Here is a 21,108-nt window from a genome sequence, read left to right on the forward strand (position 1 = left end):
AGGGGGCGTTGCCATGGTGGCTGACGCAGAGCACCAAAAGTTAACGGATGATGGGCAGCGATTGACACATACAGGTGAAGCACAAACGGAACATCCTTTCCTCCATCCGTCCGTAGGTCATAAGAGCGTTCTTGTGGAAATGGATCCACCGACGACATTTAAAACGGCAAGCTTTTATCGTGGTGCGGAGCGTTTACGTGATGCAGGAGTGGACGCAATTACGCTGGCGGATAATTCGTTGGCAGCCGTTCGAGTGAGTAATGTGGCCGTTGCTGCTAAGTTGAAATTGGAATATGGCATTCATCCCATCGTGCACCTTACGACCCGTGATCATAATCTAATTGGCATTCAGTCTGAAATTATGGGGTTACACAGTTTGGGGATTGACGATATTCTAGCGATTGCTGGCAATCCTGCTAAGGCAGGCGACTTTCCGGGTGCTACTTCAGTCAGGGACGTTAATGCGTTAGGCCTCATTAAACTGATTAAGCAATATAACACTGGTGTTAGTCCAAGCGGGAAGGACTTAGATGACCGCCCTAATTTCTGTGTAGCGGCAGCCTTTAGTCCTAAAATTACCAATGGTGTTTTAGCAACTCGCGGGATCAAACGGAAAATCGACTGTGGGGCTGATTATCTCATTACACAGCCAGTGTTTGATATCGCCAGGGTTAATGAATTGGCGGATGCTTTCTCACAATGTGGGTTACAGATTCCCGTGTTTGTTGGCGTTCAGCCGCTAATGTCCAAACGGAATGCTGAGTTCTTAAACGAGCACGTGTCGGGGATGAGTTTGCCTCAATCTGTACTAGATCGAATGGCTCAAGCCGAGATCGACGGCAATGAACATGAAGTTGGCTTGCAAATTGCTGAAGAAATTGCGGATGCAATCTGTGATCGATTTGATGGCGTTCATGTGGTTACACCGTTTAATCGGTATAAGATGGCGGCAAAACTGGTAACACATATTAGACAGCGCGAGAATGTGGCTGTTAACGGGTAAGTAGAATAATAAAGAACTCCTTACCAAAGTGGTTGCGAACGAATCACTTTGGTAGGGAGCTCTTTTAGTATGGACAGAAGCTAGAATTATTTAATTGATGTGTTACCGCATTTCTTTTCTATAGGTCACAACAAGATAGATGAGCCCTGACAACATCATAACAATGTATTTAATCATGCGAAATTGATTAATGAGATAGTCACTTGGAAAAATAATGTCGCAAATGAGGTTTGTTGAAAGCATGATTGAAGCAGCTGCCAGATAGATGGTTGCTGTACGTTCATCTTGAATTTTACCAATTTTGCGCATCATAAAATAACCGGCAATCATAAGAAAGATTAACAGAAGTGTGCCGGTACCAACCAAGATGTTAAAATCCAAGTTACTTTGTTCGGCCCACTGTTTTAACGGCCAAAACAAGGCATCTGGAATATCAGACAATGATTTAATTTGCATATTAGTTCTCCTTATAACCAAAAATATCAGTAATATCCACATTGAAAAAAATTGCAATTTCAAAGGCTAATTTCAATGTCGGTGAGTAATTACCTTTTTCCATTACCAAGATTGTTTGTTTACTAACACCGACTGCTTTGGCCAAAGCGGTTTGAGATAGATGATTTAATACGCGGTATTCGTAAACCTTGTTGGTGATGGTGAGACCTGAATTTTGTTTGCTAGCGATAGTGATCACCTCAATAATCATGGTAAACAATACTTTACCAAAAGTAAAGTATTGTTTTGAGAAAATTGACATTTAATTACCAATCGGAGTTTTAACTATAAATGCCTTTAAACCAGCATTATGCTATCTACAACTGTTGAAAATGTGCAATACAATATGTCTGCTTTAGAAATTGATTTCGATGTAAAGTTACCGAGAACCATTATTTTGATTCCTGAGTCAATATACCTGATCACGATTAAACTGACCGATAAACGAGAGCAACCGCGGACATGAATTTAAGCAGTTCATCGGCGTTCAATAATGGCTTCATGGTAAACTAGGCTTAATAGCAAAGCGGGAGGGTGCATCATGACAGCAAAGCACTGGTGGCTTAGTTTGGTGATTGTAATTGGTTGGGTTCTTTTATTGCCAATTACTGGTATGGCTGATGGATCATATACAATCGATAAGTACGTTGCAAACGTTAATGTTTTAGAGAACGGGGATGCTGATTTTACACAACGAATTACTTACAATTTTGACGGCCATTTCAATGGCGTATTTGTAAAACAGGATCTAAAGGGATTGAAGGGCGTTGATGCACCTCAAGTGACGGTTCAAAACCAGGGTGGTTCTGATCAAACGTTGAGTGAGCAGACAGATGGACGCGATAATTCGTTTCAGCGGACCCAGAATTCCGATGATTTGCAACTTAAGGTCTTTCACAAAATCAGTGATAAAAGCGCCACGTTTACATATCGTTATCGTTTACATGGCGTAGTTACAAATTATGCGGACACCGCCCGCTTAAATTGGAAAGTTATTGGTCAGGGATGGGACGTGGCACTGAATAACGTGCACATTACAATTAAGTTACCAGCACAACCTGTGAACGGCTTACAAGCTTGGGTTCATGGACCATTAAATGGTAAAACCACGGTTAAGAAGGCGGCTGGTAGAGTGAACATCACAGTGCCTAGTATTCCAGCCAATCAATTCGTTGAAACGGACCTATTATTCCCGACCTCAGTGACGGCCACAAATAGCAACACTGTCAATCAACCAATGAAAGAACAAGCTCGCAAGCATGAGCGTGATCTGGCTGCGGCAACCAATCGCAAACGACAACAGTCGCAAAGAGTGAATGTCGGAATGTTGAGTGCTGTGGGAGCGATGCTAGTTGTATTGTTCGGTGGTTCGTTGATTTACTTCACTCGCCGGCCGGTAAATCGTCATCCCGTTCCAATTCCAGTTAATCATTGGTATGAAGTGCCAACGGTATCGCCAGCCGTGGCGGCCCGGTTAATTACAGACAAAGCGCCGACGACTAAGGCGTATACGGGAACCTTAATGACCGAAGCTGGCAACGGTGAAATTACTATTAAACCGGAAGACAAGACCTACATCATTACAAAACAAAAGGACATTTCTGAGCAACTGACCGATTTTCTGATCACAGAAGTAGGCGATGGTAAATTTGTCTCATTGAAGGATTTAAAAACTTTTGGTCAACGCGATCAAAGCGGGCGTTTGAATGGTCGGTTTATTTCGTGGCAGGATCGGGTAGAAGATGAGGCAAGAAAGTATTACGACGATCATAATGTCGCATTAAGAAGATGGTGGCTGACTGTCGCTATTGTGACGAGCGCATTATCCGCGTTAGCGGCGCTCATTGCGACAAACCTGCCGACAATTCGGTTAGGCGTGTGGATTGCGGCAGTTGGTTTAAGTGTTTTGGTCTGGGGCTGTGCGCTGTGGCAACGACGCGTCATCAGTCGTTACACGCTTGAAGGTGACCAACTGCACAATGAATTGCTGGGTTTCAAACGAATGTTAAACGATATTGGCCACTTTGACACGGCTAAGGTTGGGGACATTGTGATTTGGGAACAGATATTACCATATGCGGCAGCACTTGGCTTAGCTGAAAAAGTGACGCAGGCCTTAGCTGTTGAGTTCGGCAGTGATGTGCTGATGAAGACGGGGATGATTTTCCCACTGTATTACGGTTTCGGCGGCTTTGACAGCAGTTTTGATACTGGTTTTAGTAACAGTTTGTCGTCATCAATTTCGGCCAGCAATACTCAATCTTCCAGCCTGTCTGGTGGTTCGGGCGGATTCTCTGGTGGGAGTTCAGGCGGCTTTGGTGGCGGCTCCGGTGGTGGTGCCTTCTAAAGCATCTGCTGGTGAATTTACGTTTGGATAGATGACATTTTAAATAGCTGGAAGCAAAAAGATCCACAATATCGCGGTCACATGACCATAATATTGTGGATCTTTTGGTATTAACAAAATGAAATTAATTTAGTGAACGAACACACTGAGCAAGAGCACCATCAGTAAACCGACCACAGAGATGATGGTTTCCAACACGGTCCAAATACTCAACGTTTGCTTAACCGTCAGATCGAAGTATTCAGAGAACATCCAAAAGCCAGCATCGTTGACGTGTGAGGCAGCTAGTGAACCAGCACCAATAGCTAATGCCATTAATGCGGGGTTAGCACCAGATGCATGCATCAACGGAACAACTAAACCGGCTGCGGTCATACCCGCAACTGTGGCAGACCCAAGGGCAACACGCAGAATGACCGCAATCAGCCAACCAAGAATTAGCGGTGATAGGCTAGAATGTGACATCATTTGTTGAACGGCTTTACCAACACCACCATCAATCAAAACTTGCTTGAAGGCGGCACCACCACCAATAACCATTAACAACATGGCAATCGACTTGATGGCATCTTCAATCGTGCCACTAATCTGCTTCATTGTCCGACCACGGGAGAAACCCATTGACCAGATTGCGAATAATAGCGAGATGACCATCGCAATGACGGGGTCACCGAGCATAATCATGATCGAAGCAAGACCATGTGGATGAGCGGGTTTAATCCCATGCAAAGCCGTCATCGTATAAATGGTCGAAATAGCCATGAAAATAACGGGGAACAATGAGGTAAGGGCAGCCAAGCCGAAACTAGGTGTTTCATCCAAGTTGTATTCCTTAACCTCACCAAAGGCTGGCAATTCTTTTTTAATAACGAATACGCCTGGTTCCAAACGTTGCATGATCCGCGTAAATACAGGACCGGCAATGATCACACAGGGAATTGCCACGATAATACCGAGTAACAGCACGTTACCAGTATTAGCACCCAAAGCTGTTGAGACAGCCGTTGGAGCGGGTTGTGGCGGCAAGAAACCTTGCGTTGCTGACAAAGCAGCAGCCATTGAAATACCCAAGTAAACGAATGGGACTTCGGCTTCTAGCGCAACGGCGAACACGATTGGTGTTAGTAGGACAAGGCCAACTTCAAAGAATAAGGACATCCCAATAATGAAGGAAGCAACCACGATTGCAAGCTGCAACCGTTTTTTACCAAACGCGTTAATCAACGTTTTGGCGATTCGGTAAGAACCACCAGAGTCGGACACAAGCCGACCAATCATCGCCCCAAACCCGAACACGATGGCTAACTCACCAAGTGAGCTACCAATCCCGTTCTTGATGGACGTCGCGATGGCTGCTGGGTTCATGCCAAGACCCAGGGCCACCAAAATCGACGTCACAATCAAGGAAACGAACGTGTTGAGCTTGAACTGGATAATCAATACCAGTAACAAGGCGATACCAAGAATTAGAACAATAAATGGCGTCATAATCAAAACTTTCCTCTCAAATGTAAAGACTTTTGGTAACTAAAAAAACCAACTCCAACCATTGTACTCGTCCGAAACTCATTCTTAAACAGGATAATGACAAAAAATGTAAATAGTTTTCAGAGTTATCAAACGATTATTTCATTGTGAAATTTAACTGGTGGTTTATAGCTGTCTGTCGCTTACGGTTGTCAGCATAGAAACGCTCATCGTGGGACCGGTTCAAGCCTCCTAAAGCCCCAGGAGTCTTTCACCTCGCCAACAAGCCTCGTGAGAACTCGAGTCTTGTCGACCGTCCATGTTGTAAATCCGACAGACAACGCCTGATTTACAACATTTTCACGACTCGGTTTCTATAATGACGCCCTTCAGCTACATTGAAGTATCTAATAGACGAGAAATTAGTAAAGAATTTTAGAGCGATTCTTCAATCGCAAGTATTCAATTTGAATTAATCGTCATTTTGCTAGATATCAACAGTTAGCGAAGCCAGTCAGGAACAGAGTTTCGTGAAGGCATGACTTAGTGGGCGGTGTTGGGCCACTTAGTCATGCAGGACGACTTCTGAGACCGAACTTGGGCTCAGAATCGAAACTCAAGACCGGTCCTGGGGCTTGAGTTGGTCCCATGAAACGGCGTTCCTGACTGGTGTAACGCAAGGCCTGCTGTATTTTCACGCAAAAAAACGACACTCAAATTTGATGAGTGTCGTTTGAAATAATGACTAATAAATTTTAAAACGAGTGTTTAGTGGAAAATGACGTTTAGAATCATAACTCCGATAATCCCACAGACAGCAATGATCGACTCCAGTACCGTCCATATACTCAACGTTTGCTTAACAGTTAAGTCGAAGTATTCACGGAACATCCAGAAACCAGCATCGTTAACATGAGATGCAGCTAATGAACCAGAACCAATGGCGATAACCATCAGGGCAGGGTCCACACCAGATTGTGCCATCAATGGGGCAACAATCCCTGCGGCTGTTAAAGCAGCAACCGTGGCTGAACCTAAAGCGATCCGCAAGATAACGGCAACTAACCAACCAAGTAACAGTGGACTGAAGTTTGTGTGAAGGAACATTGTGGCAACGGCTTTACCAACACCACCGTCGATCAGCACTTGCTTGAAGGCACCACCACCACCGATAACTAACAGCAACATAGCGATGGACTTAACAGCGTTTTCCATGGAAGTCATGATGTCTTTGGTAGCACGGTTACGGTGCCAACCCATGGACCACATGGCGAAACATAGTGACAAAATCATGGCGATACTTGGGCTACCGATGAATGCAATGAACTGATCCATTGCACTTGGGTTCTTTGGTAATTCACCACCAGTGAAGATCAACTGGTACAGCGTGGTAATGGCCATGAAGATAACTGGGAACAGGGAGGTCAATACGGCTAAACCAAAGCTAGGGGTATCTTCCAACTTGAATTCTTTGATTTCACCAAGTGAGGAAAGGTTACCTTTTTGTTCAAACGCAGAGGGTGCGTAACGTTGTGCTAACTTAGTGAATAATGGACCAGCAATGTAAACCGTTGGAATCGCTAAGATAATTCCGAATAACAGAACTCGGCCAACGTTGGCATGCAATGCTGCCGAAATGGCAACTGGGGCTGGGTGAGGTGGCAAGAATCCGTGGGTAACAGACAATGCTGTTGCCATGGAGATTCCTAAGTAAAGAATTGGCACTTCGGCTTCAACCGCGATGGCGAAGACGATAGGAATCAAGAGGACCAAACCAACTTCGAAGAAGAGGGCAATCCCGATAATAAAGGAAGCCAACACAACGGCAAGTTGCAAACGTTTTTTACCAAAGCGTTTGATTAAAGTCGTTGCGATTCGGTAAGCACCACCGGCATCGGCAACTAGGCGACCAAGCATGGCCCCAAAACCGAAGACGATGGAGAGTTCACCTAACTGACTGCCGATACCGGTTTGGATGGATGTGGCAATTTTATCCATTGGCATCCCAAGACCAAGTGCAACCAATACAGCAGTGATAACTAGGGCTAAGAAAGTGTTGATCTTAAAGCGAATAAAGAGAACTAATAAAAGGGCAATTCCCAAGAACAACACTATAAAAGGTAAAGCTGCAGACATGATTAATGTCTCCTTTCAAAGTGAAAAAATAAGAACTGAAGAAACAATACCAGATAATTGCCAAATAGGAAAGCGATTACATTTGATTTCTGTAATTTTTTTACAATATCGGTAAAAAGTCACTTTAAATTAATTGAAAAAAGTTAATGCACACGGTGATATTAATATATTAATTGAACGATAATTTTTTTCATGCTTTCAAGCTTAATTGTGCAAAAGCAAAAAGCTATCAAAAAAAACAACCCCAAAATGAGGTTGCTCTGTAGACACAATTATTCTTGTGTTTCACCATGTTGCGCATGCTTCTTTTGGAAGTTGGCAATGTTGGTGTATTCAGTTTGGAGCTGACGGCTAAGGCGAATGTAAATTGGTACTAATTCACGGTAAACGTCGAAGTTTTCTGGGTTTGGTTGGTAAGTGTTAGTTTCACCAACGAATTTCTTAACGTCGCTTAAGTTATCAATTAAGCCTAGTGACTTCATGCCGATGACGGCAGCACCTAAACATGAAGATTCAAATGATTCTGGAATGGTGACGGGCTGTTCGAAGATATCGGACAACATTTGACGCCACAGTTCAGAACGGGCGAAACCACCAGTGGCCATGATGGACTTAGGTTCACCGACAACTTCTTCAAGGGCCAACAGCACCGTGTACAAGTTGTAAACGATACCTTCCAAAACGGCGCGAATCATGTGAGCCCGAGTGTGCATTTGTGTCAAACCGAAGAAGGAACCACGGGCGTCAGCATCCCAGATTGGTGCACGTTCGCCACCAAGGAATGGGTGGAACAACAGACCATCTGAGCCAGCTGGTACACGTTTGGCAATTTCTGTTAACAAGTCATAAGAGTCTTCTTGCAATAGGGCAGCAGTACTCTTTTCAGCGTCAAACAGATTGTCCCGGGCCCAACGGAAGACAACACCACCATTGTTAACTGGTCCGCCGACAACCCATAGGTCTTTGGTCAAAGCGTAACAGAAGACACGTCCCTTAGGATCAATAACAGGGTGGTCAGTAACGACACGAACGGCACCGGAAGTACCAATCGTAACCGCAACGACACCTTCGTCAATTGCGTTAACACCTAAGTTGGATAATGCACCGTCAAATGCACCTTGGATGAATGGAACATCCTTTGGATAGCCAATGACTTTTGCATATTCGTCACGCATGCCCGTTGATTGGGCATAGCCGTCGACGATCTTAGGCAATTGATCAGTGGTAACACCAGTTAATGCCAAAGCATCTTTATCCCAGTCGAGATCGAAAATGTTGAAAATCCCAGTCCCACTGGCAACGGAAATATCCATCTGCCAAACGTTTAATAAACGATAGAAAATGTATTCCTTAATCCCACAGTAATAGGCTGCCTTCTTGTAAATGTCAGCGTGATCATTCTTCAACCACAACAATTTACATAATAATGACATTGGGTGGATCGGTGTTCCTGTGTGCTCATACAGGGTTTTACCGGTGCCGTCTGCCTTCAACTGATCAGCGTATTTTGTTGCCCGGGTATCAGCCCAAGTGATGACACGCGTCAGTGGCTTATGGTTTTTATCTAGTGCAATCAAACTTTGGTTGGCACTTGAGAAAGAAACACTATGAAGCTTGCCATTCTTAAGGTCGGCCTTGCGTAGAATTTCTTGTAAACCATTCACAACAGCTTCAAGAATTTCTTCTGGATCTTCTTCAGCCATCCCCGTTGCGTCACGATATAACGGGTAAAGCTTGTTCGTGTAAGCTAAGACGTTACCGTCTAAGTCGTATAATACGGCTTTGGTACTCGTGGTACCAATGTCCATTCCGACCATATAGTCCATATGAATAAACTCCTTTGTAAACTTTTTTAGTTAAATCTACGCCTGCTAGTATAGGCGAAATTGACAGCGTTCACAACTGTTTCGATCACTTAATTTGTGAAAGTTGATGCAATCTGAAAGCGTTTGCGGCATAATGTTCTTGGAAAACTTTTTACATAAAAGTGGATGAATATTTTCATAAAGGACGGTGTTTATCATCGCACGAACTAGTGTAAGTACGATTAAAGCAAACTATCAGCACTTAACGGGGGCTGATAAGAAGATTGCTTCATTTATTCTCGGTAATCCAGCAGCCGCCAGTGAAATGACGATTCAAGATTTAGCGGAGAATGTCAAAGTATCGACGGCAACAGTTAGTCGGTTTGTCAAACGAATTGGGTGGCGTTCATTTCGTGAGTTTAGCCTTGGTTTTGGTGGCATTGCGGCACAAACCGACAGCTTTTTCAGTGAAATTGAAGAAGACGATGCGCCGTCAGTTGTCGTAGATAAGGTATTTCAGGGTGCGGATAACGCGTTAGATGCAACCCGTGCGTTATTGAAAGATCAAGATTTAGCGGATGCAATTAAATTGATCAAAAATGCACATACCCTATCATTTTTTGGCTTTGGTGGTTCTTCAATTGTTGCGTTAGATGGGTATCATAAGTTCTTACGGACAACGGTTCAACCGCAGTTTCACCCTGATGTCGACATTCAGTTGATGCAGGCAGTTAAGATGACCAAGGATGATGTTGCAATTATCGTGTCTCACTCTGGGCGTAACCATGACACATTGATGATTGCAGATCAATTGCGAGCTAATCACGTGCCAATGATTGCAATCACCAGTTATCCGGCTTCACCACTGGCAAAAAAATGTGACATTGTGTTCCAATCCGTTGCGGAGGAAGTCAACTATCGGAGTGAGTCAATGAGTTCTTTGATTGCCCAGTTGACGATTATGGACAGTTTGTTTACATTGGTTGGTGCTCAAGGGGCGCGCACTCAGTCTGGGGAAGGCCTATTAAAAGATGTGCGTCACGCAATGGCAACGACTCGCGAGTAATTATAGAAGTTATATAGAAGAATAAAAGTGAATCGTAGTTAACTAGTAATGTTACCCACCCGTAAACGTGATAGAATAGGGCTTAATCTTTTGTCACGAGGGTGGTGGGATTTGTGCAAAGTCGGCGGCAGTCGGCCTCAATATATCAACGGTTAAAACAGCGACGTATGCGGCGATGGCGTTGGCTATTGGTGCTGATTATCGTTGGCTTGATTGGTGGTGCCGGTTATGGTGTATTTCACTGGTGGCAATTACGACATCAGACAATGATGGCCAAGTATCCTGTCACTGGAGCCGCCATTGATCAGGATGCGGGTTTTTTAGATTTCCAGGCCCTGTCCAAAACAGGTGTTAAATTTGTCTACTTGAAAACGACGGTCGGCAATCGTTATACGGATGACGATTTTGCAGGTAATTACAGTCGCAGTGGCGGTAGTGGCAATACACTGAAAGTCGGGGTGTACATGGTGTACAGTCCCAATAGTTCCGTGCTCAGTCAAACGACTTATTTTGAAAAACAGGTTGGTTCAGATACGGGAACGTTGCCAATTATGATTTCTGTTCCAGACACCGGGTCTAGTTTTGGGTCTACCAAGGCCATTGAACGAACTGTGGCACGTTTGACAGCGATGATAGCGACATTAAGAACGGATTATCAGCAACCAGTATTATTGTGGACGTCAACTGATGGCTATCAAGCGTTAAAAGGCAAATTGAGTCATACAATGTTTTCACTTGACGATAGCAAATTAGCCAAACGTAGCCCTCAGGACGTTCAATTTATCAGCTATGACGATAATGGTTCGCTAATTGTGGCTGGTGAGCGACAATCTATGTCTCTAATGGTATACAATGGCAGTAAGCAATCGTTTGATGCATTAAGCAACGAGTAAAGATGGGTGATAAAATGGCTTTTTTTAGTAAAAAAGAAAGTGACGATGCAAAACAAAGTGCACCGCGTTTGACAATCGATCAGGCGCAAACCGGTATTCTTGACGCCGTCACCAGTCAATTTGGTGATTCACAAACAGCATTGCCAGATTTCTCAGTTGTTGCAGGGTGGGCTAGTGCTGATTTTATTGCCTTCCGCAGTTTTGATATTCAAATCAAAGTGGGGGTCACTCCGGAAAATCCTCGCGATCAGAAACGTTTGAAATGTTTGGTCGCAGTTGGCCCGCGGTTTGTCTCGTTGTATGACCTTTTGGAGACGGATTTACGCAGTCAGTACAAACGACAATACACGCCAGAAAATTTGCGCGCTGATTTAAAGTTGTTACAACACTATCTTGCTTGGCGCTTAACGCCAGAACAACGTGCAAAATTTGGCTTGACGCAAGACTAGAGTTAATAAAGTTCATGCTTGATAGAAAAACACCACAACTCAGCGAAAATGAGTTGTGGTGTTTTGAATTTAATAAAGCAAGATTAGTGATTGATTGATATCGGTTGCAATAACGGTTGTATTAATCAACTTGTTTAAGTTGCGTCTCATAATGTTGCCTGATTTGGGTTTCAGTAAAGTTGACCAGGTAACTCGGAATACATAACTGGTGAATAAACCGGGCAGAATTTGCATCACTAACAGCGACGTCAGCAAAGTATAAATCAATCAGCAACTGAATGCCACGTTTGCTAGCCGCAAATTCAATGCTGTTGTGTGATGCCTGCGTACAGCCGTATAGAATGCCGGCGTCGTTATTTAAGACATGGCCGAGCTCATGTGCCAACTGAAATGCAATCTGGTTTTGATTGGGCCAGTTCAAGTTAATGAGGACTTTATTCAAAGCCGGATTTGCTGCGGGCGGTGTATTAGGCGACATGGTGGTCGATAAAATAACATTGATTTGAGGTTGCTTTGCAAATGCGAGTAAGCGATCAATTAGATTTTGCATTATCATCACTGCTTCCAAGAATACGTTTGATATAGGCAAGGTCTTCCGGTGGAATGGGGCGGCCTTCAAAGGTCATGATGACATCATCGTCGTTAAGATCAACTTGTTGTGATTTTTTGGTTGCAGTCGCCGTGTCAGCACCAATTAAAGAATCAACGGATACATTAAGAATTTCCGCAACTTTTGTTAATCGAGAAATGCTTGGATCTTTTTTTTGCCAGCTATAAATACTGTTGATGCCCATACCGGCCTTGATAGCCAATGTTTGGAGGCTGAGTCCCCGTTCCTGGGCGAGGGCTTTCACTTGTTCGTAGATTGACATGTTACATCCTCTTTTCCTTAGCTTCTATTTTACACTAAAAAATAAACGATGTTGTAAAAATTATCCGATTGAATTAAAATGTTATTGAATAATTATCCGATTGTGTAATTAAAACACAATTGTTTTATTCTATTGAGTAAGAAAGGCTGGATGAAATGAAAAGACTTATTGAAATAAATGTCGATTTTAGTTTGACACGACAACGCATTAAACAACAAAGTGAGCAGTTTATTCTTGAGAATATTAAACGCTCCGGAACACGGAGAATTAATGTTAATGAAGAGTATTCGATCATGGGAGTGAGTTTAACGGCAACGTCGCCAGAAACTTCCCATTGGGATCACTATGCACAGATGTTTAATCAGTTAACGGTGATGGAACGACGGATTATTTATTATCGTTATTTATCGCAGAAAACGGATGTTTACGCAGAACTGAACACATACTATAGTCGTTCGCAATACTTCCGTGTTAAACGCACAGCCGAGTACGAGTTCGCTTATCTGCTTGGTGTATTGGCGAACTAGCTGAACTAATGGAGGATTTTTTGCATGCGACTTTTGCGAGAGCAAACTGGGATTTAAATGATAAAAGCTCCGGACTCCCAAAATACGAACATATGTTTGAATAGACTTGTACCAAAAAAATAAATGAAGGAGTGATTATCTTATGGATAACACAGTTGATACAAGTCATTTGGCAACGTCAGTGAAGACGTTACCTGAATTACATCTTACCGGTGATTTGACCGGAATGAGTCACGACGTATACAAGAACTTGTCGTTTGATTTTAAATTGAACGATGGGCGTGATATTAGTGGCTTTGCCAAGATTAAGTGGCAAGGGGATGGTTCGTTACGTTGGGACAAAAAGAGTTACAAGTTTAAGGCATACGAGGATGAGGCATGCAAGACAAAGCTTAAGTTTAAACCGTTAGCAGATTGGGCCGAAAACAGCGACTTTAACCTGAAGGCCAATTATATGGACATCACGCATGCTCGTAACATTACGAATGCCGCATTGTTTGCGGACATGACTGCGACACGTCAACATGTTAATGATGAACTAGCACAGGCGATTAACTTTGGCGAGATTCAGGGATTTCCAATTCGTTTGTGGATCAATGACAAATTTAACGGTGTATATACATTTAACACCGGGAAAAACGGCACTTTGTTAAATATGTCAAAAGACAATAAGAATCATGCGGCCGTGGAAGCGGCTCAATTTAACGACACAACGGCCTTTAAAGCTGATACTGCCAAGTTTGATAATAGTGATTTCAGTGTAGAATTTCCTGACGCGCTATCTGATCCATTAAAAACTAGCTTTGAAAATCTGATGAAATTTGCCCATAATTCTTCAATTTTCGATTTTCGTGCCCATCAGGATGAGTATATTAACATTGAATCGGTTATTGACTTCGGCATCTTTGCCAATGTCATCGATGACACGGATATGGAAGTTAAGAATGCGATGTACGTCACTTACGATGGCACTCACTGGACCATGGTTCCATATGATTTGGACACGAGTTGGCAATTACAATGGGATGGTAAGTCATTGCAACCGATTGATCAAGATCTATTCGATTTCCAAGGTAATCAGTTGTTATATAAGGCGTTTGCGGCTAACCAAGACCTTGTCTACAAACGTTATCGTGAGTTGCGTCAAACGGTATTGCGTGGAGATAATGTTATTAATCACATTAAGAAGTTTATGCAATCTGTTGGCGAACCAAATTATGAGAATGATTTGAAGACATGGCCTGATTTGCCAAGTGAAAAGCTGACGGGGATGTCACAGCTGCAGTACGACATGTCCAAACGATTGACTCTGATTGATGATCAAATTGAACGACATTTTGGTGGTGGTCGGACACAGGTTACTCCGAACTTTATTAAAAATTCTGATTTTAAATATGATTTAAGAGACTGGACAGTTGTCGGCAATTTCTATCGGACGACTTATCCTGGTTCAATGAATAATGGTAGTGCCGGGGTCGTATATTCACATTCGGGCTACAATCAAGTGATGTGGGATCGAATTGAAAGCACGCCGATTCCAATCAGTGACCCAGACAATCCACCAGTGATTTCGTTTGGTGGCAAAATTATGCTCTCAAGTAATATCCCTCTTTCAGGTGACGATGAGATTCTTATTTCTGTACTCTTCTTGGATGCTAACCAGCAAAGACTTGGTGGTGTAAACCTCGATAGTGATCACTCACAGCTTGAACATCCCCAGTTCTTGAAGGCAGAAGGCATTCAAATTCCGAAAGGAACAGTCAATTTGCATATGGAGTTTGCGTTTAGTAGAAATGGTCACGCAATTTTGACTCAACCACAGTTAAACTTCACTCCGACATTAGGTAACTATGTAAGTGGCAATTAATTATGTTTAGATAAATTAAATAGAGCCCAACTACGCTTTATGCATAGTTGGACTCTATTTTTGAGTTCTATTATTCAGCTATTGTTTTCTCAGTAGTGGCAGGCTTCGTCGTATGTACGCTAACCAATGTATAAGTAGCGTTATCAGCCTCGTCGTACAAAGAAACAGGTTGTTGTTCATTGGCATGAATTCTTAAATGATAGCCAAAGCCATCAAGATAGACCAACTCTTGTGCCGTAATACTTTCAACTGTCGCATTTTCCTTACGGCCATCGATGTGCAGCGTTAAATCTGGATTGATTTGAATTCTGTGGATGCGATGGTCGTTATGGTCGGAATATTTCCAGGTACCAGAAAACAACATTGGTAATGATGATTGATTATCAGCATGCTTTTTACCTGAACGGGTAAACGTGCTTGATAATCCGGCGGCCAGTGACACGCCAAATAATAAAATATTCCGCTTTAACGACACAAATGCATCCTCGCTTTCTCTCTTTTGCCAGTTAACTTACAAGTATTAATATAGCACGATTTCACGCTGTTTCCTTATCCAAACCATTGGCGTAACGGAATTAAAATATTCCTGCAACCAATCTGACTTGATTACTGAAACTTCGTCATAAAATTGGTAAACTAGATGTATTAACAGGTGATGGAAAATTTTCTTGAATCGTCTGGTAACGGATTAAAAAATTCATTTCGACGGAGGTTCTATAGCATGTTAAAACTAGGAATCATTGGCACGAACTGGATTACGCAGCAATTTGTTGAGGCCGCTGCGGCCAGCAAAGAATATGAACTGACAAGTGTTTACTCACGCCACGAGGAAAGCGGTAAGACGTTTGCCGACAAGAACGGTGGTCAAGTTTACACAGATTTAGACAAGTTTTTTAACGATGGTGATTTTGACGTTGTTTACATTGCGTCACCGAACAGTTTACATTTCGCACAAACGATGCAAGCAATCGATGCGGGCAAACAGATTATTGTAGAAAAACCGATTGTTTCCAACCCAGACGAATTTGCACAGATGAAGGCCGCTTTAGCCGAGCATCCTGAAATTCACGTGTTTGAAGCAGCACGTCACATTCATGAACACAATTTCCGTGCAATTCGCAAACAGTTGGCTAGCATGGAGACTATTAGTGGGGCAACCTTGACCTATATGAAGTATTCATCACGTTACGATGAATATCTGGCGGGCAAGGATCCAAATGTCTTCACGACAACATTTAGTGGTGGTGCCCTACAGGATCTCGGTGTCTACGTTGTGTATGACGCCGTTACTTGGTTTGGCAAGCCTAATCGGGTTCACTACTACGCCACGCCATTGCGCACTGGTGCAGATGGTAAAGGGGTCGCGGTATTAGGTTATGATGGCTTTGACGTCACCCTGAACATTGGTAAAAATACGAATTCGTACCTACCATCAGAGATTTATGGCGTTAAAGATACGATAGTGATGGATAATGCGGCTGAATTGACTTCTGTTATTTACCATGCAGATGATGGTTCGACGAAGCGGATTTCTGAAGAACCTGACGATAATCCGATGATCGCTGAAGCAAAAGATTTTGCGACCGTGATTAACGATCCTAAGAATCCAGACAATGTCCGTCATTATCAGACATGGCTTCATTTGAGTGAAATTGTTAACAGCGTGTTGTTTGACCTGCGTCGCAAGGCTAGCATCGTCTTTCCAGCCGACAATAAATAGAAACGAGTATTATAGATGAACAAAGAATTTGAAGCACATTTTAGTGAGTTGGGCTATACTCAACCCACTGCAATTCAAACCGGCGTTGAAACACCGCTCACAAACGGTGAAAACGTTGTTGGGTTAGCACCTACCGGCTCTGGTAAAACAGTTGCCTTTGCGTTGCCGTTATTGGCTAAGATTTTGCCTGGGGATGGCACACAATTGCTAATCCTCGCGCCAAGTCAAGAGCTGGCACAGCAAACAACGCGTGTCATGCGTGATTGGGCTGCTATTATTGGCGTGAACGTTGCTGCGTTGACTGGTGGCGCCAATGTCAAACGGCAGATTGAACGTTTGAAAAAGAATCCGGAAGTCGTTGTTGGTACGCCTGGTCGGGTGCTCAACTTACTTGACGATCATCGTTTGAAGGCGCATTTGCTGACAAGTATCGTCATTGATGAGGCCGATGAGTTGTTAGCTGGCGAAACACGGACTGACGTGGAAGACATTATTCGTGAAGCGCCTGGCGATGTTCAACTGAGTTTTTTCTCTGCAACGAAATCAGAAGCACTCGATCAGCTAACTAGCGAATTCGGTATTGAAGTGACCACCGTTGATGTCCGGGATATAGATGAAACCCAGGGACAAGTTAAGCACGGTCTGATGACTTTACCCGCTAACCAACGGGCGGTGATGTTACGCCGTTTTTCCCGCATTCCAGGATTTCAAGCATTGGTGTTTTTCAATCAATTAGGTGAATTGGAACGGGCAGCTGCTTCAATGCGACATGAACATGTGGCGGCGGTTTCTTTAGCCGGTAAGCAACGGCAAGTGCAACGTGCTGATGCGATGCGTGATTTCCGTAATGGTAAAGTTAAGTTTCTGTTGACGACTGATGTTGCGGCTAGGGGATTGGATATTCCCAATTTGCCAGCAGTCATCAATTACGATCTGCCCGGCTCACTGGTAACGTATACGCACCGTGTTGGCCGGACTGGGCGAATGGGTGCTAGTGGCCTTGTCATTAACTTTGGGAATGATCATGATATTCGTAGCCTAAAGCAAGTGTTGCGGGGGAGTGATTACCAACTTCAGCCACTGTACTTTGCCCATAATGCGTTTGTCAATGAACGACCACAACGTGTTGAATCTGTTGGTAGTGTTGCAAAGAAGACAGCCCGTCCTGAGCAAGGCAGTAAAGTTAAAGTGCGTAGTGGTGAAAAGCCTGGTAGCACTAGCGGCACCGGTAGCACTACGGCAAAGTCCAAGTCTCAACGCGCTAAGGCGGTTACGAGCCATTCATCTAAGAAGAATGATTCGGCTAAAGTACAGGCAGCTTCGAAGAAACCACATACACATAAAAAGCATTCGAAGAACAAAGGAATGCGGCACAAACATCAACTGAAGAATCAGGAAGGAAAATAACGTTATGCCATTAGTACGAGTTGACCTCCAACGAGGCCGTAGCAAATCAGAATTGAAGGCCATTTTAGATGCAGAACATAAAATCTTAGTTCAAGATTTTGGTGTTCCTGCGCGGGATCGTTACCAAATTGTGACGCAACATGATCCAGAAGAAATGGAAATTGAGGATACCGGTTTTGGCATCGACAGAACAGACAAGTTCGTGATGATCCAAATCACCATGCGTGGCGGTCGAACTGAAACGCAGAAACGAACATTCTATGAAGACCTCGTTAAAGAACTTCAAAGCAGTGCTGGTATCGAGCCAAACGATGTAATGGTGGTCATCTCAGAAAATGGCAGTCCTGACTGGTCATTCGGAAATGGTGCCGCACAGTTTTTAAATTAGTGTATACTAAAAAACGGTTCATCATTTTGGGTGAATCGTTTTGTATGACCCTATAGTTTAACTGGATAAAACTGCCGCCTCCTAAGCGGCTGCTCCCAGTTCGAGTCTGGGTGGGGTCATTCATCTTATCTTATTGGAGTAATGAGAAAATGGCAGATAATGATACAATTGTGGACTATTTAGTTGATGCAATTGAGCGCAATGGTAAGGCCAAAAAGGTGCTTAAGAACGATAAAGCACGGTCCATCGCCTATGTGGCAAAAATGGGCGAGCCAAACTTCAGCAGTAAAGAGTTAGTAAGCTTAATGCTGAAGGGGATGCAGGCTGGCATCATCGAATTTGTCCGGTCAGAGCCCCGCTTCGAGTGGAATGAGACGGATTTCCCTGTATTATTAATGGCTAGTTCAAAGGCCAAAGACGCGTTCGCTAAGCTTTTATGACATAAAAGACGAGCATCCTGAAATCATTGAAGATTTCAGGATGCTCGTCTTTTGACTGCTAGGACTCAAACATTAATCCGTGTAAGCCCAGTGGTTGATTGGACCATATTTGTGACCAACTTCAATTTGGTTAGCAATCGAGACATTAACATATTGTTTGGCAATCGTAATGGCTTCCTTAACGGATTTACCCTTAGCCAATTCGGCAGTAATGCATGCAGATAACGAGTCACCCGTGCCGTTAACACGGTCTGTATGAATGTAAGGCGCGCTGAGCCAGAAGTGTTCGCCATTCTCAAGAAGGACTAGATCACGGACTTCTATTTGATCAGCATCACTATGTTGTCCCTTGATCATGACGTTTTTAGCACCCATTGCTTGCAATTTTTTAGCCGCGGTTAACATGTCTTCATCTGTTTCAATGACCATATCAACCAACTTTTGCGCCTCAAAAAAGTTTGGTGTAATCACTGTTGCTAAGGGAACTAGCTGTTCGCGTAACGTTTCAAACGCAGCCGTTTCTAGCAACATTGCGCCGTGTTTAGTGACGATAACGGGATCCACGACTAGCGGACCAAAATTAACACGTTTGTAATTGGTCACAACGTTATTAATCAATTCCGCATCGGCCAACATGCCTGTTTTGGCGGCCTTTAAATCGAAGTCATTTGCCAAGGATGTAAATTGTTGGTTAATGAAGTCGGTCGGCATTGATGTGGATGCCTGAATGCCATACGAGTTGCCAGCGACACATGCTGTGACGATGGACATGCCATAAACGTTGCGGGTGAAGAATGTGTTTAAGTCTGCCTGTAAACCAGCACTGCCATCGGAATCAGAACCGGCAATAGTGACAACTTGTGGAAATTCATTTGCCATTTCATAAAACCTCGCTTTTCAATTGGTGTTGGTGATAGCGTAGCACAATCCAAATCAACTGCGACAGTCTTTTTAATCAGTTTTTGTGTGAGGTGGACAAATTTTCATTTTTGTCTGTGCTTGCCTAATTAGATCGAAAGTGTTGACAATTATTTAGGTGCCTATATAATAGTCGATGTTAGGCACCTAACTAACAATCTTTGGAGGAAAATTATGAATACTGAAAAAAACGATGAATTGTTTAGAACATTTATGGATTTAACAAAACAGATGCAGCGGTATGGGTTTGCGACTCGTGGACAACAGCACGGCCGTCACCATGGATTTGGTCGTGGCCGGTTGTTACAACTGATCGCGGATCATGATAATGTCACACAGAGTGAACTAGCTGAGTTGCTGGACATTCGTCCATCTTCTTTATCAGAAATGCTGAGTAAGCTTTCTGATGGGGGATTGATTGAACGCCATGCTGACGAAAACGACAAACGAATTACGCACGTCGTTCTCACTGAGGCAGGACGTAAACGCTTAGCGGAACGCAAGCAAACAACGAATGAGTATCTGACAGGCTTGTTCGATGGTTTGACTGATGAGGAGACACAACAGTTACAACAGTTGTTGGCCAAACTTGACGGTTCGCTAAAAGATAAGTTGGCAGATATGGATGACGCGCCGGAGCCTGAATTTGGTTCATTCGCTGGTTCTGCAGGTCACTTTGGCCGTCGTTCATTTAATGGTCACAATGGTTTTGATCCTCGTGGTCAGGGGTTCAATCGTCAACATCACGATAACTCAGACATGGGCATGATGAACGGTTTCTGGCGTTAGTTTAACAAACGCAAAAGAGTGGTTACTGATATTATTTTTCAGTAGCCACTCTTTTTACATATATAATTGCAGATCCTATGCTTTCGGCGCAAAAACGTCCTCCAGCATTGCAAATGAAATGAATGAGACGCCCGCCAAGAGAAGACCGGCAATAATGCCAACAACCAACCCCGTGATGACTTGCCCAGCAATCAGTCCATACAGTAGGCCAATCAAAATGATAAGTGGTAAAACACTGCCAGAAATCCAAACAATAAGTGAATCATCGCGTTGCATGATAAATCCCCCTTGTATAATGATGACATAGTGTGACAAACACTGAACCCACCTATGTTGTATCATATTAACGAATAGAAAACGGAATTCTAAGAAAAAACGGTTTCATTTCTTAGAGAATAAATGATTTTATAATGGAGGTAAATTGCAAATTTAATCCGAATTTTTTGACAAATTAGTCAGCATCACTTGGTAAGGTGTTTGCCAGTTAAGTACTTTAAGGGGGCGTTGGTTAATTTCGAG

At 43.3% G+C, this 21,108-nt stretch carries 22 protein-coding genes and 1 tRNA gene; 13 read left to right on the forward strand and 10 right to left on the reverse strand.

The genetic code is table 11. The features are described from left to right. Positions 1 to 13: 13 nt before the first annotated feature. Complete coding sequence (locus tag GB992_RS02660) at positions 14 to 1,003, forward strand: methylenetetrahydrofolate reductase (RefSeq protein WP_161001091.1); 990 nt, start codon at positions 14 to 16, stop codon at positions 1,001 to 1,003. Positions 1,004 to 1,105: 102 nt separating this feature from the next. Here GB992_RS02660 and GB992_RS02665 read toward each other — a convergent pair whose 3' ends face one another. Both GB992_RS02665 and GB992_RS02670 read right to left on the reverse strand, forming a co-directional pair. Further along, positions 1,106 to 1,459 carry a DUF2178 domain-containing protein gene (locus tag GB992_RS02665; RefSeq protein ID WP_161001092.1) on the reverse strand — a complete coding sequence of 118 codons (354 nt, stop codon included), beginning with the start codon at positions 1,457 to 1,459 and terminating at the stop codon, positions 1,106 to 1,108. Between the two features lies 1 nt (position 1,460). Next, positions 1,461 to 1,709, reverse strand: coding sequence for a helix-turn-helix transcriptional regulator (locus GB992_RS02670; protein WP_161001122.1), 249 nt, complete (start codon positions 1,707 to 1,709; stop codon positions 1,461 to 1,463). A 330-nt stretch (positions 1,710 to 2,039) separates the two neighbouring features. Here GB992_RS02670 and GB992_RS02675 point away from each other — a divergent pair, with 330 nt between their 5' ends. Beyond that, positions 2,040 to 3,845 carry a DUF2207 domain-containing protein gene (locus tag GB992_RS02675; RefSeq protein ID WP_161001093.1) on the forward strand — a complete coding sequence of 602 codons (1,806 nt, stop codon included), beginning with the start codon at positions 2,040 to 2,042 and terminating at the stop codon, positions 3,843 to 3,845. A 129-nt stretch (positions 3,846 to 3,974) separates the two neighbouring features. Here the strand turns inward: GB992_RS02675 and GB992_RS02680 are convergent, their stop codons facing one another. From GB992_RS02680 to gntK, 3 genes are all read right to left on the reverse strand, one after another. Further along, the gene (locus tag GB992_RS02680; protein ID WP_017262722.1) at positions 3,975 to 5,333 is read right to left on the reverse strand and encodes a gluconate:H+ symporter; all 1,359 of its coding nucleotides are present in this window, start codon (positions 5,331 to 5,333) and stop codon (positions 3,975 to 3,977) included. A gap of 747 nt (positions 5,334 to 6,080) precedes the next feature. Beyond that, entirely contained in the window at positions 6,081 to 7,448 is a 1,368-nt protein-coding gene (locus GB992_RS02685; protein WP_161001094.1) for a gluconate:H+ symporter, read from the reverse strand. A gap of 272 nt (positions 7,449 to 7,720) precedes the next feature. Then, on the reverse strand, positions 7,721 to 9,274 hold the full coding sequence (gene gntK, locus GB992_RS02690) for a gluconokinase (protein WP_161001095.1): 1,554 nt from the start codon (positions 9,272 to 9,274) through the stop codon (positions 7,721 to 7,723). Positions 9,275 to 9,461: 187 nt separating this feature from the next. On the opposite strand from gntK, the gene GB992_RS02695 reads away from it, so the two are divergent. The 3 genes from GB992_RS02695 (at position 9,462) to GB992_RS02705 (ending at position 11,661) form a co-directional block, all read left to right on the forward strand. Further along, positions 9,462 to 10,319, forward strand: a complete 858-nt coding sequence (locus tag GB992_RS02695; protein ID WP_017262726.1) for a MurR/RpiR family transcriptional regulator — start codon at positions 9,462 to 9,464, stop codon at positions 10,317 to 10,319. A 113-nt stretch (positions 10,320 to 10,432) separates the two neighbouring features. Then, positions 10,433 to 11,212 (forward strand): GH25 family lysozyme, encoded by a 780-nt coding sequence (locus GB992_RS02700; protein WP_161001096.1) that lies wholly within the window; start codon positions 10,433 to 10,435, stop codon positions 11,210 to 11,212. Positions 11,213 to 11,226: 14 nt separating this feature from the next. Next, complete coding sequence (locus GB992_RS02705; protein WP_161001097.1) at positions 11,227 to 11,661, forward strand: hypothetical protein; 435 nt, start codon at positions 11,227 to 11,229, stop codon at positions 11,659 to 11,661. 121 nt (positions 11,662 to 11,782) lie between these two features. Here the strand turns inward: GB992_RS02705 and GB992_RS02710 are convergent, their stop codons facing one another. Both GB992_RS02710 and GB992_RS02715 read right to left on the reverse strand, forming a co-directional pair. Continuing rightward, on the reverse strand, positions 11,783 to 12,211 hold the full coding sequence (locus GB992_RS02710; protein WP_161001098.1) for a M48 family metalloprotease: 429 nt from the start codon (positions 12,209 to 12,211) through the stop codon (positions 11,783 to 11,785). Then, on the reverse strand, positions 12,195 to 12,533 hold the full coding sequence (locus GB992_RS02715; RefSeq protein ID WP_161001099.1) for a helix-turn-helix domain-containing protein: 339 nt from the start codon (positions 12,531 to 12,533) through the stop codon (positions 12,195 to 12,197). Before GB992_RS02715 ends, GB992_RS02710 begins: the two co-directional genes overlap by 17 nt. Positions 12,534 to 12,688: 155 nt before the next feature. On the opposite strand from GB992_RS02715, the gene GB992_RS02720 reads away from it, so the two are divergent. Together GB992_RS02720 and GB992_RS02725 are read left to right on the forward strand one after the other, a co-directional pair. Further along, positions 12,689 to 13,060, forward strand: coding sequence for an ArpU family phage packaging/lysis transcriptional regulator (locus GB992_RS02720; RefSeq protein ID WP_161001100.1), 372 nt, complete (start codon positions 12,689 to 12,691; stop codon positions 13,058 to 13,060). A gap of 142 nt (positions 13,061 to 13,202) precedes the next feature. Continuing rightward, positions 13,203 to 14,927: a CotH kinase family protein gene (locus GB992_RS02725; protein WP_161001101.1), complete on the forward strand. Its 1,725-nt coding sequence runs from the start codon at positions 13,203 to 13,205 to the stop codon at positions 14,925 to 14,927. Positions 14,928 to 14,997: 70 nt separating this feature from the next. Here GB992_RS02725 and GB992_RS02730 read toward each other — a convergent pair whose 3' ends face one another. After that, entirely contained in the window at positions 14,998 to 15,402 is a 405-nt protein-coding gene (locus GB992_RS02730; protein WP_161001102.1) for a DUF4828 domain-containing protein, read from the reverse strand. A 246-nt stretch (positions 15,403 to 15,648) separates the two neighbouring features. On the opposite strand from GB992_RS02730, the gene GB992_RS02735 reads away from it, so the two are divergent. The 5 genes from GB992_RS02735 (at position 15,649) to GB992_RS02755 (ending at position 18,882) form a co-directional block, all read left to right on the forward strand. Continuing rightward, the gene (locus tag GB992_RS02735; protein WP_161001103.1) at positions 15,649 to 16,647 is read left to right on the forward strand and encodes a Gfo/Idh/MocA family protein; all 999 of its coding nucleotides are present in this window, start codon (positions 15,649 to 15,651) and stop codon (positions 16,645 to 16,647) included. A gap of 15 nt (positions 16,648 to 16,662) precedes the next feature. After that, on the forward strand, positions 16,663 to 18,054 hold the full coding sequence (locus GB992_RS02740; RefSeq protein ID WP_161001104.1) for a DEAD/DEAH box helicase: 1,392 nt from the start codon (positions 16,663 to 16,665) through the stop codon (positions 18,052 to 18,054). Positions 18,055 to 18,058: 4 nt separating this feature from the next. Beyond that, complete coding sequence (locus GB992_RS02745) at positions 18,059 to 18,442, forward strand: tautomerase family protein (RefSeq protein WP_161001105.1); 384 nt, start codon at positions 18,059 to 18,061, stop codon at positions 18,440 to 18,442. A 46-nt stretch (positions 18,443 to 18,488) separates the two neighbouring features. Beyond that, positions 18,489 to 18,561: transfer RNA gene (locus GB992_RS02750), tRNA-Arg, on the forward strand. 30 nt (positions 18,562 to 18,591) lie between these two features. Then, positions 18,592 to 18,882, forward strand: a complete 291-nt coding sequence (locus GB992_RS02755; RefSeq protein WP_161001106.1) for a hypothetical protein — start codon at positions 18,592 to 18,594, stop codon at positions 18,880 to 18,882. Positions 18,883 to 18,954: 72 nt separating this feature from the next. Here GB992_RS02755 and thiD read toward each other — a convergent pair whose 3' ends face one another. Beyond that, positions 18,955 to 19,761, reverse strand: a complete 807-nt coding sequence (gene thiD / locus GB992_RS02760) for a bifunctional hydroxymethylpyrimidine kinase/phosphomethylpyrimidine kinase (RefSeq protein WP_161001107.1) — start codon at positions 19,759 to 19,761, stop codon at positions 18,955 to 18,957. 213 nt (positions 19,762 to 19,974) lie between these two features. On the opposite strand from thiD, the gene GB992_RS02765 reads away from it, so the two are divergent. Further along, positions 19,975 to 20,589, forward strand: a complete 615-nt coding sequence (locus GB992_RS02765) for a MarR family winged helix-turn-helix transcriptional regulator (RefSeq protein WP_161001108.1) — start codon at positions 19,975 to 19,977, stop codon at positions 20,587 to 20,589. 75 nt (positions 20,590 to 20,664) lie between these two features. Here the strand turns inward: GB992_RS02765 and GB992_RS02770 are convergent, their stop codons facing one another. Further along, positions 20,665 to 20,865 (reverse strand): hypothetical protein, encoded by a 201-nt coding sequence (locus GB992_RS02770; protein ID WP_161001109.1) that lies wholly within the window; start codon positions 20,863 to 20,865, stop codon positions 20,665 to 20,667. Positions 20,866 to 21,108: the final 243 nt, after the last annotated feature.

It is taken from the genome of Furfurilactobacillus milii (assembly GCF_009863985.1).
In the GTDB taxonomy this organism is placed as follows: domain Bacteria; phylum Bacillota; class Bacilli; order Lactobacillales; family Lactobacillaceae; genus Furfurilactobacillus; species Furfurilactobacillus milii_A.

Excerpts from the sequence above, each read along its gene's own strand:
- GB992_RS02680 (WP_017262722.1), bottom strand. The coding sequence starts at position 5,333 with ATGACGCCATTTATTGTTCTAATTCTTGGTATCGCCTTGTTACTGGTA.
- GB992_RS02770 (WP_161001109.1), bottom strand. The coding sequence starts at position 20,865 with ATGCAACGCGATGATTCACTTATTGTTTGGATTTCTGGCAGTGTTTTA.
- gntK (WP_161001095.1), bottom strand. The coding sequence starts at position 9,274 with ATGGACTATATGGTCGGAATGGACATTGGTACCACGAGTACCAAAGCC.
- GB992_RS02715 (WP_161001099.1), bottom strand. The coding sequence starts at position 12,533 with ATGTCAATCTACGAACAAGTGAAAGCCCTCGCCCAGGAACGGGGACTC.
- GB992_RS02745 (WP_161001105.1), top strand. The coding sequence starts at position 18,059 with ATGCCATTAGTACGAGTTGACCTCCAACGAGGCCGTAGCAAATCAGAA.
- thiD (WP_161001107.1), bottom strand. The coding sequence starts at position 19,761 with ATGGCAAATGAATTTCCACAAGTTGTCACTATTGCCGGTTCTGATTCC.
- GB992_RS02675 (WP_161001093.1), top strand. The coding sequence starts at position 2,040 with ATGACAGCAAAGCACTGGTGGCTTAGTTTGGTGATTGTAATTGGTTGG.
- GB992_RS02720 (WP_161001100.1), top strand. The coding sequence starts at position 12,689 with ATGAAAAGACTTATTGAAATAAATGTCGATTTTAGTTTGACACGACAA.
- GB992_RS02755 (WP_161001106.1), top strand. The coding sequence starts at position 18,592 with ATGGCAGATAATGATACAATTGTGGACTATTTAGTTGATGCAATTGAG.
- GB992_RS02685 (WP_161001094.1), bottom strand. The coding sequence starts at position 7,448 with ATGTCTGCAGCTTTACCTTTTATAGTGTTGTTCTTGGGAATTGCCCTT.
- GB992_RS02740 (WP_161001104.1), top strand. The coding sequence starts at position 16,663 with ATGAACAAAGAATTTGAAGCACATTTTAGTGAGTTGGGCTATACTCAA.
- GB992_RS02660 (WP_161001091.1), top strand. The coding sequence starts at position 14 with ATGGTGGCTGACGCAGAGCACCAAAAGTTAACGGATGATGGGCAGCGA.
- GB992_RS02670 (WP_161001122.1), bottom strand. The coding sequence starts at position 1,709 with ATGATTATTGAGGTGATCACTATCGCTAGCAAACAAAATTCAGGTCTC.
- GB992_RS02705 (WP_161001097.1), top strand. The coding sequence starts at position 11,227 with ATGGCTTTTTTTAGTAAAAAAGAAAGTGACGATGCAAAACAAAGTGCA.
- GB992_RS02725 (WP_161001101.1), top strand. The coding sequence starts at position 13,203 with ATGGATAACACAGTTGATACAAGTCATTTGGCAACGTCAGTGAAGACG.
- GB992_RS02735 (WP_161001103.1), top strand. The coding sequence starts at position 15,649 with ATGTTAAAACTAGGAATCATTGGCACGAACTGGATTACGCAGCAATTT.
- GB992_RS02710 (WP_161001098.1), bottom strand. The coding sequence starts at position 12,211 with ATGCAAAATCTAATTGATCGCTTACTCGCATTTGCAAAGCAACCTCAA.
- GB992_RS02765 (WP_161001108.1), top strand. The coding sequence starts at position 19,975 with ATGAATACTGAAAAAAACGATGAATTGTTTAGAACATTTATGGATTTA.
- GB992_RS02665 (WP_161001092.1), bottom strand. The coding sequence starts at position 1,459 with ATGCAAATTAAATCATTGTCTGATATTCCAGATGCCTTGTTTTGGCCG.